Origin of the sequence: Bacillus sp. FJAT-29937, assembly GCF_001509555.1 — a bacterium.
Classification (GTDB): domain Bacteria; phylum Bacillota; class Bacilli; order Bacillales; family Cytobacillaceae; genus Cytobacillus.
In genome coordinates this window covers 588463-606815 of record NZ_LMAS01000003.1, presented here as the reverse complement: position 1 = coordinate 606815, position 18353 = coordinate 588463, and the positions used below count along the sequence as shown (strand labels likewise).

At 36.2% G+C, this 18353-nt stretch carries 16 protein-coding genes and 1 pseudogene; 4 read left to right on the top strand and 13 right to left on the bottom strand.

Annotation, left to right across the window (positions count from 1 at the left end):
- The first annotated feature begins 70 nt into the window (after positions 1 to 70).
- A complete protein-coding gene (locus tag AR328_RS09240; RefSeq protein ID WP_231734786.1) occupies positions 71 to 997 on the top strand; it encodes an alpha/beta hydrolase in 927 nt (308 codons plus the stop codon).
- A 27-nt stretch (positions 998 to 1024) separates the two neighbouring features.
- On the opposite strand, the gene AR328_RS09235 is transcribed toward AR328_RS09240, so the two are convergent.
- From AR328_RS09235 to AR328_RS09225, 3 genes are all read right to left on the bottom strand, one after another.
- A complete protein-coding gene (locus AR328_RS09235; protein ID WP_231734785.1) occupies positions 1025 to 1537 on the bottom strand; it encodes a hypothetical protein in 513 nt (170 codons plus the stop codon).
- 139 nt (positions 1538 to 1676) lie between these two features.
- Positions 1677 to 2411 carry a polysaccharide deacetylase family protein gene (locus AR328_RS09230; protein WP_066293969.1) on the bottom strand — a complete coding sequence of 245 codons (735 nt, stop codon included), beginning with the start codon at positions 2409 to 2411 and terminating at the stop codon, positions 1677 to 1679.
- 300 nt (positions 2412 to 2711) lie between these two features.
- Entirely contained in the window at positions 2712 to 3041 is a 330-nt protein-coding gene (locus AR328_RS09225; protein WP_066294673.1) for an iron-sulfur cluster biosynthesis family protein, read from the bottom strand.
- 170 nt (positions 3042 to 3211) lie between these two features.
- Here AR328_RS09225 and AR328_RS09220 point away from each other — a divergent pair, with 170 nt between their 5' ends.
- Complete coding sequence (locus tag AR328_RS09220) at positions 3212 to 3424, top strand: CDGSH iron-sulfur domain-containing protein (RefSeq protein ID WP_066293962.1); 213 nt, start codon at positions 3212 to 3214, stop codon at positions 3422 to 3424.
- Between the two features lie 33 nt (positions 3425 to 3457).
- Here AR328_RS09220 and AR328_RS22805 read toward each other — a convergent pair whose 3' ends face one another.
- The 5 genes from AR328_RS22805 to AR328_RS09190 all read right to left on the bottom strand — a co-directional run bounded on the left by AR328_RS22805 (position 3458) and on the right by AR328_RS09190 (position 7302).
- Positions 3458 to 3619 (bottom strand): malate dehydrogenase, encoded by a 162-nt coding sequence (locus AR328_RS22805; protein ID WP_066293960.1) that lies wholly within the window; start codon positions 3617 to 3619, stop codon positions 3458 to 3460.
- Positions 3620 to 3684: 65 nt separating this feature from the next.
- On the bottom strand, positions 3685 to 4017 hold the full coding sequence (locus AR328_RS09210; protein WP_066293955.1) for a YolD-like family protein: 333 nt from the start codon (positions 4015 to 4017) through the stop codon (positions 3685 to 3687).
- Between the two features lie 16 nt (positions 4018 to 4033).
- A complete protein-coding gene (locus AR328_RS09205) occupies positions 4034 to 5293 on the bottom strand; it encodes a Y-family DNA polymerase (protein ID WP_066293947.1) in 1260 nt (419 codons plus the stop codon).
- A gap of 601 nt (positions 5294 to 5894) precedes the next feature.
- Positions 5895 to 6614 carry a hypothetical protein gene (locus AR328_RS09195; protein WP_066293926.1) on the bottom strand — a complete coding sequence of 240 codons (720 nt, stop codon included), beginning with the start codon at positions 6612 to 6614 and terminating at the stop codon, positions 5895 to 5897.
- The gene (locus AR328_RS09190) at positions 6589 to 7302 is read right to left on the bottom strand and encodes a hypothetical protein (RefSeq protein WP_066293923.1); all 714 of its coding nucleotides are present in this window, start codon (positions 7300 to 7302) and stop codon (positions 6589 to 6591) included. Before AR328_RS09190 ends, AR328_RS09195 begins: the two co-directional genes overlap by 26 nt.
- Positions 7303 to 7471: 169 nt before the next feature.
- Here AR328_RS09190 and AR328_RS09185 point away from each other — a divergent pair, with 169 nt between their 5' ends.
- Both AR328_RS09185 and AR328_RS09180 read left to right on the top strand, forming a co-directional pair.
- The gene (locus AR328_RS09185) at positions 7472 to 8395 is read left to right on the top strand and encodes a DUF5050 domain-containing protein (protein WP_066293919.1); all 924 of its coding nucleotides are present in this window, start codon (positions 7472 to 7474) and stop codon (positions 8393 to 8395) included.
- Between the two features lie 55 nt (positions 8396 to 8450).
- Entirely contained in the window at positions 8451 to 8693 is a 243-nt protein-coding gene (locus AR328_RS09180) for a LysR family transcriptional regulator substrate-binding protein (RefSeq protein ID WP_231734794.1), read from the top strand.
- On the opposite strand, the gene AR328_RS09175 is transcribed toward AR328_RS09180, so the two are convergent.
- The 5 genes and pseudogenes from AR328_RS09175 to AR328_RS09150 all read right to left on the bottom strand — a co-directional run bounded on the left by AR328_RS09175 (position 8668) and on the right by AR328_RS09150 (position 18087).
- Positions 8668 to 9291, bottom strand: coding sequence for a hypothetical protein (locus AR328_RS09175; protein WP_231734784.1), 624 nt, complete (start codon positions 9289 to 9291; stop codon positions 8668 to 8670). The two genes, AR328_RS09180 and AR328_RS09175, sit on opposite strands and share 26 nt — an antisense overlap.
- Positions 9292 to 9602: 311 nt before the next feature.
- Positions 9603 to 9842 (bottom strand): hypothetical protein, encoded by a 240-nt coding sequence (locus AR328_RS09170; RefSeq protein WP_066293908.1) that lies wholly within the window; start codon positions 9840 to 9842, stop codon positions 9603 to 9605.
- Positions 9843 to 10702, bottom strand: a pseudogene (locus AR328_RS23015) (RHS repeat domain-containing protein); the annotation flags it as partial. It abuts the gene before it with no gap.
- 228 nt (positions 10703 to 10930) lie between these two features.
- Positions 10931 to 11539 carry a hypothetical protein gene (locus AR328_RS09155; RefSeq protein WP_066293892.1) on the bottom strand — a complete coding sequence of 203 codons (609 nt, stop codon included), beginning with the start codon at positions 11537 to 11539 and terminating at the stop codon, positions 10931 to 10933.
- 14 nt (positions 11540 to 11553) lie between these two features.
- Positions 11554 to 18087, bottom strand: coding sequence for a DNRLRE domain-containing protein (locus tag AR328_RS09150; RefSeq protein WP_066293886.1), 6534 nt, complete (start codon positions 18085 to 18087; stop codon positions 11554 to 11556).
- Positions 18088 to 18353: the final 266 nt, after the last annotated feature.

Genomic DNA, 18353 nt, shown 5'->3' with positions numbered 1-18353 from the left:
AAATAACAATCAATGTTTTAAACTCCATTTAAATGGTAAAATAAAGAAAAAGACTGAGAGGAGGATGAAATTGAAAAGACTTCTTCGTTATATCCGTTACTTTCTATCCTTCATTCTCTTTTTATCATCTATTGGGATTTATTTTACCAATCGGCTTATGTACATGAAGAAAAAGGAAGATCAATTTATTATTGACCGGGAAAAAGAAGCCGGGCGTCTCAATCCAATCGAATATGAAAGCCTGCCAAAAACGGAAGTGCTCATCCCTTCTCCATTTGGCTATCCTCTTAAAACCGTGATCGCAGAACCTTTTCCAAACAATCGCTTCGTCATCATTGCACACGGAGTAACAGAAAATAAGATGAACTCCATTAAATATATGAATCTTTTTTTGGAGCGCGGATTTAATACGGTTATTTACGATCATCGCAGGCATGGAGAGTCTGGTGGAAAAACGACTAGCTTCGGGCATTATGAAAAATTTGATTTAAAAGCGATTGTTGATTGGCTCCGTGAAGAAAAAGGATCTGATATTTTACTCGGTATTCACGGGGAATCGATGGGTGCGGCAACGATGCTGTTATATGCAGGCAGTCTAGAGGATGGAGCGGATTTTTATATTGCTGACTGCCCATTTTCCGATTTTAAAGAACTTCTCGCACACCGATTAAAATCAGACATGAAACTGCCTGCCTCATCCATCCTGCCCATTGCCGATCTGTTTTTGCGATTGCGGCAAAAATATTCCATTAAACAGGTATCTCCCATTTCAGTGATTGACAACATTCAAAAGCCCGTATTATTCATTCACAGCGAAAAAGATGACTATATTCTGCCTTATATGACCAATGATTTATATGAACGGAAAAAGGGGCCCAAAAAGCTTTACATGGCTCCCAATGGCATTCATGCTCAGTCATTAAATGAAAATCGGGAGGACTACGAAAAAGCCATTGACGAGTTTTTAAATGACTTTGTTTATACAAAGAAGGCCTGATTTCCTTAGGCCTTTTTTATTCGGGCATTACCTTGTTTTCAGTATTCCTCTCGCCGTCTCATAATCTCCCAATTTTATATAGTATCTTTCTCCTTCTTTTTCAAAGATAGGAGCATTTTCAAGCTGTCCATTTTCCCCGAATACGAACACGGATTGAATATCCTCATGTTCAATCTTTCCATAAATAACAGGAAGGCGGTTTTCCATATTCCCCTTATGATCATATTCGTAAAAAACATCCTTATAGACAGTCATCCAGCCGTTTTCCTCATGTTCCCAATGGTTATGCCCCGCATTTTCCCATCCACCCCGATTATTTCCTTTTAAAAACGCTACTGTTGCGGCATCAACCGGTTCTCCGTTGCTCTTCTGTTTCGTTACATACAGCAAGATGGCTCCATCCTTTACTTTTTCCTTATGAACAACCCCTTTCACATTAAATGGGATATCCTTTTCTATGACCCGATCCATTGTTGCACCTGAACAAGCTGTTAATAGCAGGACCGCAAACAAAAGAGAAGCGATCCATTTAAGCTTCACTTTATCTTCCCCTCCGTTCCTCTGCGTCCTTATCATTTAATGTGAAAAGACTATAAAACATACTTACTTTTACCTTTTTAGGTAAAAATAACTAGAGGCTGTTCAGTAAGTCAGGTTTTTGACTTTCTGAACAGCCCCTTTAGTTTCCATCCACGATACTAGCGAACTCCTCAAGACTTGTTGAATACTTAATATAAATTCTCGGTAAAACATACAATTCATCTTTTATACCCTTTTCAGAGAATAATTCGGGAGTCGTTGTAATTCCGAATAAATAGTATTTCTTTGTTTCCTCTATCACCTTGTTATTGAAATCTCCATACGGATACGCTAAAGCAATGACTGGTTTTTCTGTTACTTTTTCAATTTTCTCCTTAGACGTTTGCAGTTCATATTCAAAATTTGTGATTTTCGTTAAATCAGGATGGGTGGAAGTATGAGATTGGATTGAAAACATTTGCGTATCAGCCATACTTTTCAAGTCTGATTGTGATAATCGATTGGCGCGGCCAATAAAGTCGGAAATAACAAAAATGGTTCCCGTTGGTTTAAACTGGTCATTTCTTAGCTTTTGAAAAATAGCCAGTGCATTTAAGTTGTTTTTGTATCCATCGTCAAAGGTAATGAAAATGGGTTTCTTCACTTTATGAATATCTTGCCACCGTTCAAACGTTAATAATGTGTAGCCATGATCCCGTAAATACATCATTTGCTTCTCAAAATTCTTTGGCGTTACATATAGCTCTTTAGAGCCATGGCCATGGTACTCGTCAATGGAATGGTAAATTAAAATCGGTATTTTTTGTGCTGCCAAAGCTTGTGTTGGTTGAAAAAAGATAATAAGACTTATGAAAAATAAGACAGTTTTCTTCATATGAAACTCCCCGCCCTTTTTCTTATTATTGTTAGTAGGCAGGGAGAAATTAATACGGACACTGAATCCGCTATTTTCATTAAATGACCCTATTCAAGGGCTGGGCGGACACCGAGTACGCTATTTACGAAAAAACTCATGGAAATCATCGCTTTTTACAAAATAACGGAAACCATGTCCGCATATATTGTGAATTAACCCAATTTCATATAATTAACGGCTCTGGTGTCCGCCAAATTACTACTATTGATAGTTTTCCTCTTGAACAGACCCTTTTTAGCAGGTCTGCTTTGTTTTTCATTATCCTACTGTCTTATCAAATAAACTCATCCTTGGATTTAAGTATTCATTAGGTGTTTTCAATTGAAAGCTGTTTGCTTTTTCGGAGAAATCTATTTTTAAATTTTCATCAAGAAAGACTTCTTTTGATTTTTCTATGTAAATACTGCCAATATCTGTTTTAATTTCCCGGTCATCATCGTCTAATTCATTTACTAGCCAAAGAGCTGTTACCCCGCTTACAACACATCCGCAGCCTTCTGTATCGTATTTAAGCTTTAAATAGCCTTTTTTTCCGGCTGTTCTTTCTTTAATTTTTCTTGCTGCCGCCTCGGTTATTTCAATGTGCATTTTCTTATTCCCCACCTTATTTTTCCTTATTGTAGCACAATCCGCTCCAGGCACCTTATTGATGGCACTTTTCCTATTAATAGTGTCAAAAAACATCTTATTTGCTTTTTATGGCTTTACCTCTTAACATGGTAGATAAATGTGGCATTTTTGTGAAGGGATGGATTTAGATGACAAAAGTTACAATTAAAGTGAATGACAACGGCTCATACCGCATTACGGGGGATGTTGACTTAGTTGATGCGGAAGGAAACAAGTTTGAAACAAAACAAACTTTCTCGCTTTGCCGCTGCGGCAGATCCGCTAAAGCACCATTTTGCGATGGATCTCATAAAGGAAATTTTGAGTCTGTTGTTCGTGCACCGAAATCTGAAGAAGTATAGTGTAACCGAAACTGTTCATTAAAAACGGGGAGATTATCCCCGTTTTTTCGTTTCCCTTCCAACTTTCGCTGGAGCTACCTCCTCTTCCTCCGTTATCCCCCGCAGAATTTCCCGATCCATCATGCTGCTGTCATCCCCTGCACCCGGAGCGACATTAGCCATCGGAAGCTGTTCGAGCTCTTTTCCTCTTGGCATGCGACAAACACCTCCTTCTTTGTTAAGGTGCTTCTTCTGAGGGGTCTTTAATCATTTCCATTTTTTTATTCCGCAACCCGCACATCAGCTATATCAGAAATATGAATCCGGTGCACTTCCTCGAAACGATCAACAATATGCAGCTTCTGATTTATTTCATCCCAAAAATGAATAGTCCCCATTACAAGCTCATAATTTTTATGGCGATAATGAGTAACAGCAACGCTTTTTCCAAATTCCATTGCCTCCGAAATGACGGTGTTCATGCTTTCAAAATTTTGTTCGTCTATGTCCCGTATTTGGTCGTACGTATCTTCCTTCGTCCAGTCTCTCAATAATTTCACATGTTCTGGGAGCATCATGGACGTCCACTTGATTCTGCCTCGATCCCGAATCATCTAGTCCCCTCCTCCACTACATTTTATGACCTCCAACTAAAGTCGCCCGGTGCCTGGCTGTTCCCGCATTTGTATAGGAGACTGCTCTTAAAAGGGCGCCTGCACCGAACTTCGATCTAATGTAATCAACTGTGTAGCCTAGCTCCCTCTTCTTCCAGCCATTACTGTCAAAAAGATTTAGCTGCATTTCATTATCATCAACAAGCTTTCCAATGGAGAGTGAAATTTGCCTCACTGTTTTTCCTTCATAAAATTGATGAAAAAGCTGTATGCATACACGATAAATATCCATTGTCACATTTGTTGGCTCAGCAATTGTTTTCGAACGGTAAAAGCCGCCTCCGAATTCATCCTGGCTGTAGCCGATCCCAAAGCTAATCGTCCTCCCCGCCTTCCGGTGACTTCTCACCCTTCTGGCTACCTCCTCACACATCTCAAGAATGACAGACTTAATTTCATGCTCTTCTTTATAATCCCTAAGCAAAATTTGGCTTTTTCCAAAACTAATTTGCCCTTCTATGATCGGTGCGCCGATTTCAGACAGATCAATCCCCCAAGCATGATGGTAGAGCTGATTTCCCATAATGCCAAATTTCTTCTCCAGCTTTTCTAAATCATAGTGAGCAAGCTGGCCAACGTTGAAGATTCCCATTCCATTCAGCGTTTTTTCGACACGGCGCCCGATCCCCCACATTTCCCTTAACGGAGAGACCGGCCACAATTTCGTTTGAACATCCTCATATGTCCACTCAGCAATCTCTAATTTTTTTGCTTCTAAATCAAGACAAAGCTTCGCCAGCAGCATATTAGGTCCAATTCCAATGGCACATGGCAGCTGAAACTCGCGCTCAATATCATCCTTTATCTTTTGGGCAATCGTAAAAGCATCACCCCAAAGATGCAAAGCCCCATCCACCTTTATAAAACTTTCATCCACGCTATACGTGTGAATCGCTTCTTTCGGAACGTAACGATTAAATACACGAGTAATTTCGGTCGATATCCTTAAATATGTCGCCATCTTCGGCTCCGCAACAATAATGCGCGGATCATCCGGAACTTCATAAAGCCGATTTCCCGTCTTAATGCCGAATTCCTTTTTCATCTTTGGCGATGCTGCCAGGACCACACTCCCCTTCCGCTCCTTTTTTCCGGCCACAACAAGATAGCATTCAAGAGGGTCATATCCCTCTATAACAGCAGAACAGCTTGCATAAAAGCTCTTCATATCGACACACAATATTTTATTTCTGGGCATCGTACTGTAATCAATCATGACTTTTGCCATCCTCCTAGAAAAACACAAGCTCCTTGCGAAAAAGAAAAAGGGAACGTATATTCTTATGTATATCCATTATAATAATCGAATATACGTTCTTGTTCAATGGAAATTTTACGACTAATTCCCTAAAAAAAGGGGGACTTAATGTACCTTTCCGCCTAAAAGGTCGTGTGATCGATAAAACGTCCCTGTTTAGGATATTTATTCCAAATCCGACAGAGACTCCTCTACCACCATCCCTTTGCATAGTTTGCTCTAAACCATGTTTAGTATATCCCGTTATTTTTCCAGCTACAGTTTTAGATCCAGCATTCAGCGATTTACCTGAAGTAGGCAAAACACCTCTAAACGCCCTTCCACCACTTTTAACTAATTTAAATTTCCCTCCACCAACTGTACCTAAAGCAGCAGCGCCGATTTATATGTCTTATACCCATCGTATACGGCAAAACCAGCATTTATTGCTTGTGCTACCTGCAAAAAAGGTCTGTCTCTTACCGCTTTTTAATACAGTAAGGGACAGACCCTAAAATTAGAATTTGTTTATCGAATAATATCTTTTATTTTCATCAGCGCTAAATCTGAATCCGAAATATTAGTTTATTACTGGATTATTAACAGTACCAGTCACAGTAAAAGTTCTTGTATTAAAAAGTTCATGCTGTCCCCATTCGTCTCGATATACTGGGGTCATTGTGTAACTATTATTTATACTCACCGAATTTGATGGTGTTTTCCCATGAGAATAAGATGCTTTGATTTGGAAAGAATAATTTGGATGCCAAATATCACTAATAACTGAATTGTCATCAATACTTAATATTTGGCCTGTACTTGTATTATAAGTATATTTAACTGTCAAAGTATCTAACCATGAAAATTCAATGGAACCTCTACTATAAACAAATTTTTCATTCAGTCTTTGAATATTTCTTACATATGTTGCTTGTCGGCTGGTGCTTGCTAAAAAGGACTCCGAATCATCATTATTTAAATATGTTAACTCCCCTACGTTAGCAGAAAAGTATTCATATAGACTTTGAAAATCTTCTAACTTATAAAAATTCGAAAAGTTTTCAATAAAATCATCTGTAATATCAATATTTTCTGGATTTATAACTCTTATTGTATCTAAGTTCTCTGACATTTTCTCGAAAACCTCGATATAGGCAGGATTAATGTTATTTTGTTCTGAATTTGCTGAAGCAGGATTGTTTAATGTAATAAGAAGAATAAAAGAAAATATAAAACTAGAACATAATTTTTTTATCATTTTAATTTCTCCTTTATTATTCAATAATAATATTTCTTCCATCTGCATAACTCAAATAACTATACGGCTTAGGTCCTTGCCATAAAACTTTAAATTCTTCTACTATTCCATTAACATTTCCATGAAACCTTACATAATTTGTATATGACGAGTATGCAGCAGAAGCTCCTAGTTGTTTGCATTGAATTACCGATGCATAAGGGATTCCAACACATGCCACACTTGTATCTGCATAATTGCTAGGCATGTTAACATATGTATTGTTAGCAGGATTATAGTTAAATCTACCAGTGTGCGATAGTTTTATAGAGGCAGAATCATCTTTTCCATCATTGTCATAATCATGTTGTAAAGAAAAAGGATAGTGCACCGTTGCATAGGAAGTTCTCAGTCTAGTTTCACTTAAAATTGTATGCTTTCCTTTTTGTATATCCATATCTTCTAGAACTACTATTTCATAAGCAAAGTGCCAATTATTTTGTAGTAAAATCTCTATGATTGAATGATAATCCTCTTCTTCTATGAACTCAGCAGCCAGACTATAAAAAGATTCATTGACATTATCACCATTTTCATTAAGAACAACAAAAGTATCTTCGTAACTTAATGCTATTTTTAGTTCTGTTACTAAATCTGTAGTATCATCGGATGTACTTGAAGCAGACGCATGATGTCCTGAAAAAACAGTTACCATCAATAATAATGCAAAAGAAAAAATCATTTTTTGCATACCAATACCTCCTTTTTATAATATACTGATAATGACATATATTTAAAATTATAACAATATTTACCATTCTTTAAATATATTTCCTAGTGATTAGGAGGTTTTAATGTAATTTATTTATTGTTGTTATGATGTTCAATTTATTAACATAAAAACTTAGGAGGGGATTTTTTTGCGGATTTTCATTCTCTTGATTATTTTGTTAAACTGCCTAATTTTAACTTCATGCTCGAATGAGGCCATTTTTTTTTCTAAAACAAATACTACTGGAAATACTATGTTTAACTATTTAGAGCGTAGTCATACAACTTCGCAAGACAAATGGATTTTTTATGTCGACTATGAAAAAGAAAGTGGAATTTATGCTCAAAAGAAAAACTCAAATTATAACAAACTACTTATATCAGAAGTGGATCCTGGAAGTCCGATTAGTGTTGTAGGAAATGGACTCTATTATGTTAGTAACAATAAGGTAATGCGGTATGATTTAAAAACCGAAGAAACCATAGTTGTTATTAATGAACCCGTGTTCTATTTCATCGTTGTAAAAGATATTATTTACTATATTCCAAATGAAGAAGATAGGCAGCTATATTCAATTAAAACAAATGGTACTGATAATCAAATTCTAGTGTCTAATCTTCACTATTCATCATATTTTGTTTATGATAAAGGTAAAATTTTTTATGTCGATATCAAAAGCCGTTTCGTCTCACTTTCATTAGAAAATTTCGAATCCAAAATTATTTCGGAAAATGTTTCGCCTATTTTCCACATCATGAATAACAAATTTATCTTTTCACTGACTGAAGGTATTCGTCTTTTGGATATAGAAAGTAACAATTGGACGACTATAATTCCTAGAGAAAATTTAAGGAAAATTGTTCGTTTTGATGAAGATACGATTATTTATTCCACTTTTGTTGATGAAAATCAAAGTCTACTCCTTGATACTACTCAAAAGTATAAAATTTCTACTAATACTCTTACTGATACTGACCTCGATATTTTAAATATATATCATGTTAATGTTATTGACGGTATTCATTATTACTATAGTGGCTCTCCAAGGAATATTAAACGGGAAATCTATTAGTAAATATATAGAGAGAATTATAGAGCTTGTTGATGAAGGTTCAAGAAAAGTGGGTATGGAAGAAACATACGAAGGCTCGTTAGTTATAGGTAGCCTACATTCATTATGGGATTATCTATTGTTTCCAATAATGAGTGAGTTTCAAGCAAAACATCCAAGAAGAGCACTTCGCTTCATTACTGGACATTCATGGGATATAGTTCAGCATATTCATGACGGAATTATTGATTTTGGAGTGGTCCTTATTCCACCTACACATTCGGAAATTGATGTTATTTACGAAGTAGTCTTGTTCTAGAGCTGCTGCCGTCTGTTATTCGCCTGCCATTTTCATCGTATTGATAGGTGACAAAAGGAGTGGCTTCCCCAGTTTTTGTGACTGAAACTAATTGATCAGCTGGATTCCATTCATACTTATACTTATCATCTGATATACGATTGCCATTATCATCATAGGCAATACTTTCATTCCCAAATTGCTTTAATTGATTGGCGATATTATAAACCGTTGATGTTGTTGTCGTTTGGCCATTTTTTGTAATCTTTACTGTATCTCTATTACCAAAGCCATCATATGAATAGTCAATCACCGTTCCGTTTCGTATTGTTTCCCTTATTAATTGATCTAGGCCATCGTATTCATAAAAGACGAAAGTACCATCTTCTGGATATTCTATTTCTTTACGGTTTCCATTCGCGTCATAGCTATACTTTTCTGTTAAAATGTCTGGCCTATCTAAAGTAGCGACGGAAAGATTTTTTCCTAACCCACGGTCATCGTAGTTATAGCTTGTTCCAGTCCCGTTACCCGTAGTGAATGTCTGAACATTCCCTTTTTCATCATAATCAAAACGATATGTGTTACCTCCAGCTGTCACGACAGTGTTCTGGTCCAATTGATTATACTCGAATTGTTTTGTTTGGTTAAAAGCACCATGTGAGAAAGTGAAATGTTTCATTTTATCAGAATCGATGAGATAATTCCACTGCTGAATACCTCCGCGATCCCTTCAATGATGTGACTCTATCAGAGGGAATCCTAATAGGGCATATATTTAAAATTTTTGTATGTCATGATATTTTAATATTTAAATTGCAATCTAATAAATTGTCATATTAGGCGCCCCTATACAACAAAAGCCTTAAGAGATTGTCTCCTAAGGCTTAATTTACAATGGTTAAGAAGATTTGCTTTTCAAGTGGTAATTTACATAAAACACCTACCAATTTGGTCTATTAATCTCTCCAGTTTTATTCCCATATCGTTTGGTTCATCATTTTTATTTAACCCTTTTTCCAAAAACTCTTCATTAACAATGTCTCGTAATTCATTACCTAAAGTATCATCTATATTAGTTTCATTATCTAAAACCCAAAGAAGGTCAGGACTACGAGACTCCAAGCATTCTCTTAATAAAAGTAACATATCTGCATTCAATTTTAACATTTATTTCCTCCTTATACCTTTTGAACCCTTTGCATAAGTAGTAATTACCTTTCCAGCTTTATTTAGAACTACTACCGCACTCTTACTCATATATTTCATTCTGCCTTCGGAATGTTGTACCATTTTCGTTGGATTTTTAACTGTATCAAGAATGGCTTTAGGAGAGACTCCTCTACTACCATCTCTTTGCATAGCTTGCTCTAAACCATGTTTAGTATATCCCGTTATTTTTCCAGCTACAGTTTTAGATCCAGCTTTCAGTGATATACCTGAAGTAGGCAAAACACCTCTAAACGCCTTTGCACCACTTTTAACTAATTTAAATTTTCCTCCACCAACAGCACCTAAAGCTGCTTTTTTAGCTACAAATTTCCATCCTTTTCCTGTCTTGTATGCTTGATACCCATCATAGGCAGCAAATCCAGCATTTATTGCCAACCACACAAAGTGACCATCCGGATCTAACATCATTACCGGATTGGATCTAATGATAAGAACACTCCTTGCTCTGGCTGATAATATCTTGCTATTAAATAATACATACCCGTTTCATGGTCATACTGATATCCTGCATAACGGTAAGGGTTATCCTTAACAATATCTGATTCACCTGCTGCTAGAACATTTCCCCAGCTATCGTATACATAGCTTGCAACCTTTTGACCATTTTGATCTGTTAAAGCGATGACATCACCGTGAGCGTTATAGTGGTAGAAAAATGTCTGTGCGCCCTTCTTCATGGAAAGCAGCTGTCCGCCTTCTGAATAAGTGTAAGAACGTACTACATTATTTTGTCCGTCTGTTTCATAAAGAACATTTCGACTGTCGCCATCATAATGGTAATTGGTAATCGTTACGTTTTCCTTGCGTGGTCTCGACAAGGTGCATGTCGAATTTGGAATTGTGGCATTAGCCCACAACATCCTAATAATAGCAGGCATCCGCAAGCTATTATCAGGGCTAAATCAAAAAAATAAAAAAACAGGTGGAGAAAAACGATACATTTTTCTCCACCTGTTTTATTTTAGGGACTTATCAGACAGCCCCATTATTTGATCCACAATCTCTATTTAACTTCTAGTTCTTAATTATTTTGTTCTGATAAACAACCCATGTGTCTCAGCAAGTTTAGATATATTTTCAAATCGCGCTTGTTCCTTGCAATAAAATGGTAAGTTCATTTCATAATTCCCAATCACTGCAATCTTTGATTTTACAAAAAAGAAGTTGATAAAAATATATTCTCTAAGAGTAATGGCTAATAAATTTGATAGTGTAGCAAAATCTTTTATCTTTATAAGTCCATCACTCTCCTCAATTTTATTAATTAGACCTTTAATTTCTTTAAAGTTTAATCCTGAATCCTTCTTAATCATTTTCATGGTAGATTTCATTATTTTACTAAAATCAACACAAAATGCATAGGTTTCTGATTGATTTTCCATAAATATGTCATAGAAAAATTTCTTGTATTTTCCCTCTTCATTAAGATATTTTATTAATTCAAAGGAATTAGAACGCCATTTAACATCAAATGAAATAAGATTTCCTTCAACTTCTTCCAAAGTCAGTGTTCTAGGAAATCTATCTAATATTCCTACATTGAAAAATTCAGAGGGTGATTCTATTTCCTCTAGATCTAATCTTTGAAATAATTTGATTATAGCGTTTTTTTCATCTTTAGTTGCTCTAATCATACACATAGAAACTCCTAACTTCTTCGTAATATTTTACCGTTTTTGTCCAATGTCCAATAACCTCTTTCTCCTTCTTTCTTTAACTTCCAGTGACTACCTCCATGTCCTCCAACACCTGAATTTACAGCTCTATCTTTTTCCAGTTTATATCTATCAAATTTACCATTATTAAACTTTTCTATTTTCACTCTATTTCCACTTAATATTTTGGTACTTATTCCTTTTGTTAATGGCACGCTTTTACCAAATAATTGCAAATTAGATTTTAGCAATTTAGCCCCTTTGAAAATATTCCCTGGACTCCAAGGTACTTCGGATTTTGATACTTTTATATTGTAATCTTGAAGATCTGGGGCTGGAAGATCTTTTAGATTAAATTTGTTTTTTTGCTTTTTCGCTTTCTTCCCATCTTCATCGACCATTAAAACCGGATTATTATTAGCATAAGTATATCCATTCTGAGTAAGAATATCATCTTCATCACCTGCATCAGGATCTAATGATAAGAACACTCCTTGCTCTGGCTGATAATACCTTGCAATTAAATAATACATACCCGTTTCATGGTCATATTGATATCCTGCATAACGGTATGGGTTGTCCTTAACTTGAGCTGTTTCCTCTGCTATTTGAACATTTCCCCAACTGTCATATTCGTAGCTTGCAACCTCTTGATCATTTTGATCTGTTAAGGCGATGACATCCCCGTGAGCGTTATAGTGGTAGAAAAATGTCTGTGTGCCCTTCTTCATTGAAAGCAGCTGTCCACCTGCTGAATAGGTGTACGAACGAACAACGTTATTTTGACCATCTGTTTCATAGAGAACGTTCAGGCTGTCGCCATCATAATGGTAGTTTGTGATTGCACCATTGACATTCTTTTGGATTCGCTTGCCATCTTCATCATATTGATACGTGACAAACGGAGTGGTCTCTCCTAACTTTGTAATCGAGATTAATTGATTAGCGGGGTTCCATCCATATTTGTACTTTCCATCTGATATACGATTGCCATTATCATCATAGGAAATAATTTCATTTCCGAATTGCTTTAATTGATTGGCGATATTATAAATCGTTGATGTTGTTGTCGTTTGGCCATTTTTTTTTATTTTTACCGTATCTCTATTCCCAAACCCGTCATATGAATATTCTATGACCGTTCCGTTTCGTAAGGTTTCCTTTAGTAATTGATTTAGGTCATCGTATTCATAAGAAACGAAGGTAAAGGTACCATCTTCTTCTAGATACTCTATTTTTTCACGGTTTCCATTCGCGTCATATCTATACTTTTCTGTTAAAATGTTTGTCCCATCTAAAGTACCGATGGAAAGATTTTTAACTAACCCACGGTCATCGTAGTTAAAGCTTGCACCAGTCCCGTTACCAGTAGTGAATGTTTGGACATTACCTTTTTCATCATAATCAAAACGATACGTGTTACCTCCAGCTGTCACGACTGTGTTCTGGTCCAATTGATTATACTCGAATTGATTTGTTTGGTTAAAGGTACCATGTGAGAAAGTGAAATGATTCAATTTATCAGAATCGATCGGATAATTCCACTGCTGAATACCTCCACGATCCTTTAATGTTGTAACTCTATTAGAAGAATCAAAGATTCTTTCCTTCTTTCTTCCTTCTTTTACATAAGTAACGAATGTTTCGTTACCATTTCCATCGTATTCAAAGGAGTGTAGCTCCGAGTTGTTATAGGAAATGCTTTGGACACGATCTGCACCGTCATATGTCCATTGAATTAGATTACCATTAGGTAAAATGGTTTTCTTCTTATTTTCGACATCATCATATTCGTTGATTGTGACATCATTTAATGGTCCAATTGTCTTGGTTAGCCTATTCAAAGCATCATTTTCATATTGAAATTTTTGCGATTTGCCAAAAGGATCGACAATCGATTTCGAAGACATATTCCCATTTTTATCATACTCGTAATGAATGTTCGTCCCATTCGGGAGAAGAAGATTCTCTAAAAGATCCGTTGGGAAGTAAGAGTAACTCTTCTTATATCCTTTTGCATCCGTTTCGTCTTCTTTGTTTCCAACCTCATCATACTGATTAAATGTCTTATATCCTAGTTCGTCTTCTGTTCCAGCTAGGTAACCATTATTATCATAATTGTTTTTTGTAATAATTGAGCCTTTCATCAAGCGAATTGCATCAAACCAAACCGTCCCTGAATATGAACCCTTGAAGGTAAGCGAAACCTCAATATTACTAATCGGCTTGGAGGCTGGAATACTGATAGCTGAGCGATTCCATTCCTGTGTCCCAGTAGGAAAATCTGCGGAGAATACTGCTGATGTTCCATCCGTGTAATACGCATTTGCAGAAATAGAATAATCATCTTTTTTCACTTCGCCATTTGCTATAACATTATCAGCCTTTGATAATCCAGTTAACGTGATAGAAATAGGGTCGTTAGAAGAGCTTTGACCTACGTTGATGGTTTGCTTATAAACAGCAGGCTCTTGTGAAATGCTGCTTCTTTCTAATTTTAACGATTGGGTTCCATCAAATGCAATAGTGTCAATCATTCCACCAGTTCCGGTCCAATTCGTTAGTCCCCCTTCAAAACTACTGTTCACGATAGGGTTGTAGCTTGAAGAAACTTCAGCTTTTTCTAATTGGACTGCATCAAACCATGCCTCTCCAGAACCATTAGCATCCTTATGTTCAACCTCTAAATAGATACGAATTTTCTTAGCATTTGCATCGGTTTTAAATGTCAGCTGTCGATCAGTCCATGACTTTTCACCAGCTAGTTTGCTATAGCGATTGTCCCTCCAAGAAATAGGTGCATTTTGACTGTCCAACATCTCAATATTAAACAGTGTATTAGCCTTTGATAAATTTGTTTTTACTTTTCCACTAAGAGTGTAAGTTGTATTTGGCTGAACTGCTATTTCTTGCGTTGCTGCAATAAATCCATGTTCACTTTGGGTAGTGCTGGAATTAACATTTAATTTTAATGTGTTTTTTCCATTCAAACCATTGGATGGGTTTGTGTCAACAGCCATGGAGCCAGTATCGTTTTTACGAACTATTGTCCAGGAAGACGTTCCTTCTTCAAAGCTGTTGTTAACGAGTAAATTGTTCGCAGCACCAAGAGAAGCACTAGACTCGAGAATGTTTCCGAATTTATCATATTTCGAAATAGAAGAAACTTTTCCGCTTTGGTCTGTTTCAGAAACCGGATTAAGACCATCATATGCAATTGTAGTTTGGCGCCCTTCCGTGTCTTCCATTGAGATGACATCATTATTACCGTTATACGTATAATTTTCTGTCCCATAGCTATCTGTTGCTGAGGTAACATTTCCATTTTTGTACAAATATGATTCCGTAAAAGGCTTCTTACCCTGATCTTTTGGATCTATCTTTTTTTCTAGATTGTTTCCTGAATATTCGTAGCTAGTAATTAGGTTTTTACCACCAACGTCATCAATATATTGAATCGGATTTCCGGCTTCGTTAAATGTGTATTGGGCCATTTTATTAGTTGGCTTTGTTAAGGTTAATTGTCTCTTTGATTCGTCATAATCTAAAGAATAGATGTTATTTTTAGCATCTGTCACCTTTTCTAGACGATTGTTTACATATTCATATTGCGTTTTTACCGGTTTAGTATCTGTATGATTTGGTTCTAATAACGTCTTTAAGTCTTTATTACTATCGTAAACATATTGCGTCATCTGTCCGCTGCTATCAGTTACTTTTTCAAGCAGGTCTTGATTATAATCAAAAGTTATCGATCGTTGCAGTGGATCTATAACTTTTTCCACTCGACCATCTGCGTTAAGCAATAATTGAATCGTACGGTTGTTAACGTCAGTAATAATTATTTTGTTAGTATTAAAATCATATTTTGTTGCTTGGTTATAACCATCCTTAATTTCCGATAGTTTTCCGGTGTTCTTCGAAAGGGAATAAATGGTTTGATCCTTTGCCTTTAGCTCATAATAATCTGATTTCACTTGTAATTCTAAATATACTCCAGTTGGTGGCTTATATGTTCCATCTGGCTGCTTTTTGAACAGATGAATCGTTCCATCTTCATCCGTGAATTTTAAGTCTTGTCCTAGTGGAACAATACTCATTTCCAAATCACTGTGCCAGCCCTTACCAAATAATCCTACAGTTGAAGAAATACTATTGTAAGTTCTAGCTACTTCAAGACCTGGTCCATTTCCAGAGATGGATATGTCACTTTCACTTATAAGAAGGTTTCCAGTAGCAGCATTAACTGTACCATTTGGAACACCAATCATCGTCCAATAATCTTCGGAACCTAAATACTCTAAACCTTGTGGAAGTTTTGTGATAAACGTTCCATTTGAAAAGACCGTTTCGCCATCACTGTTGTAAGCACTGACCCGGAACCAGAAATTTTTAGATGTTGCATACTTTGTCCCCATTTTTGCATAAAGAGGAGATGGATCAAGAGGCAACTCTACACCCGAACCATCCTGCAACAGATGCAGCGTATTAGAATTTCCGGCTTTAATCTGTTCTGGTTTCGGCCAAATCCCCTTATTTTGTGTAGTCCAGTTTGTTACATTCTTTACATCAAAAGCTTCATAGCTTAGGCCATTAAAGATCCATACTTTATAGCCCGTAGCTCCTGGAATTGGATCCCACTCTAAATTGACATAACCTGAATTCATTCCAATTTGGTTGCTGTACGCATCTCCAGTTGGTCCCGCAGGAATAGCTAAATTAGGTATTGTTGGAACTATGGGATTTGCTTTTGGGCTTTCCCCATCTCTGAAAACTGCACTGACTGTAATGGCATAGTTCGTCCTGTCATTGTAAGTGGTTCCTCCAGAAGCTCTGTATACCGATTGAGGATTGACAGGAAGATCGGGTCCTACTTGAGGCCAAACAGATTGTCCCTTAGTTGACCATTTCGTAGTGTTTCCTACATTAATAGGTTTATAGACATTTCCATCAAAAATCCATACATTGTAGCTAGTTGCTCCTGCTACGGCATTCCATTGTAAATCAATATACCCTTTTCCATCCCCTATGCTATACGTTTCAGCTGACAAATTGCTTGGGGATGGATAGGAATAAGCAATATTCATATGTGGACGATAATCTGCAACATTATGTTCTGTTGCATAGAACTTTTTCCAGAATGTTTGGCCATTCCCATTCGTATGAAGTTTAAAGCCATAGTTCGGAGCTGTCCCTTTCATCCAATCATTAACGGCATTTTTCACATTAAATGTAGCCCATTTCCCTTTATGGACACTTGTTGAAGTGAACAACGATGATGTAGGTTTATTTTTCCAATTAATTGTTGTTTCATTCCAATCTCCATTAACCCGGTCCAGCCAAACACCTGTTAGACTAGTATGATAATAGGAGTGAACATTATAAATATTAAAAATCGCTGTATCAATCGTTGCATAAGGTAAGGATGGAGTAGGTGTCTTAACATAAGAAAAGTTTTCTCCGGTTGTTCCATCATAATTGCCAACATTTAATGTATAGGCCCCGATTCCGCTGTCCCAAGAACCATTAAAAGTAGTATTTTGAGCGGCAGACGAAACATATGCATCCTGATTAGCCTGAACCTTAGTTGTTGGATCAATATAGACAGGATATACACGTGAAGAATCCTTAAGCCATTTTTCGTCAGCAACAACGGTAAATGCATATCCTTTTTTCTCTTTGTTCAATTCATAATGTACATCATCTGATTGTACCGCTTCTGCAGATTCTGGGTTAATATTAGAATCTGCCATGAAAGGCTTTGGTAAAGTATAGATTGTTTCGTTATTTTGATCTCTGAATACGATCGAGCCATTTTCTTCGACTTTGGCTGCTAAATCTGTTTCAATAAAGAAATGATATTTATTTGTGCCGTTATAATGACTTAGAATAATGTCTTCTTTTACCGAATCATCAAACATAATGTTCCGAATAGTTAAACCAGGTATAGGTTCTTTGTAGAAGATCTTATTTTCCTCATATGTAGCATCTGTATTTTTTACTTTTTGAACACCATTTTCACCCGATGCTTCTTTGAAGGTGTATGTCAAAGCATGTCCTTTGTAAGATAGGACTGCATATTTGTTTTTATTCATCTTTGGAGAAAAACGAATATCAAGCAGTGTATTATCGGTAGATAATTCATCAGTTGACTCTCCTGCAAACATTTTCCCCGCTTTTTGCTTTTTAATTTTCGGTTGAATTTCTTTCAGCTTGCCCTCATTTTTCCTAAAGATCGGTTCTTGGAACGATTCTAAAGTATAGGTTCCATCCCCATTATCTATAGTCCTTGTCGTCTCCGTACGCAGCTCCACTACTTCCTTTGGCTCTGTTTTCGTAAAAGGAGGAGCCTCACTAGATTCTACTAAAGTTTGTTCTTCTTGAATGCTTGTCGATTGTGGTTCCATTATCTGAGTTTCTGTGTTTTCTGTTGCCCCAACAGTTAAGCTGGTAAAAGGTATGGATGAAAAAATTTGCAATGCTGCTAGAATACTAGATAACCACTTTGAAAATACATTATATTGCAATTTGATGTTTCCCCATTAAAATATTTTAAGATAATTTCCTTATCTCAAAGTATTTTAAGTTTTTTGTAGTTAAAATGTTATGTAATCTTTATTCCAAATGTGCTTGGATTTCCCAGTTGGTCTTCGTAGATGATCATTATCCAGTAAGGTGGTTTTAATTTTTGTTATTTTCGTTCCTCCTTTAGTAGTTTTCCAAAAACTATCACAGACAATTAGATTATAGAAACAATAAAGACAACATATTTTGTAATACCACATAAAGAAAA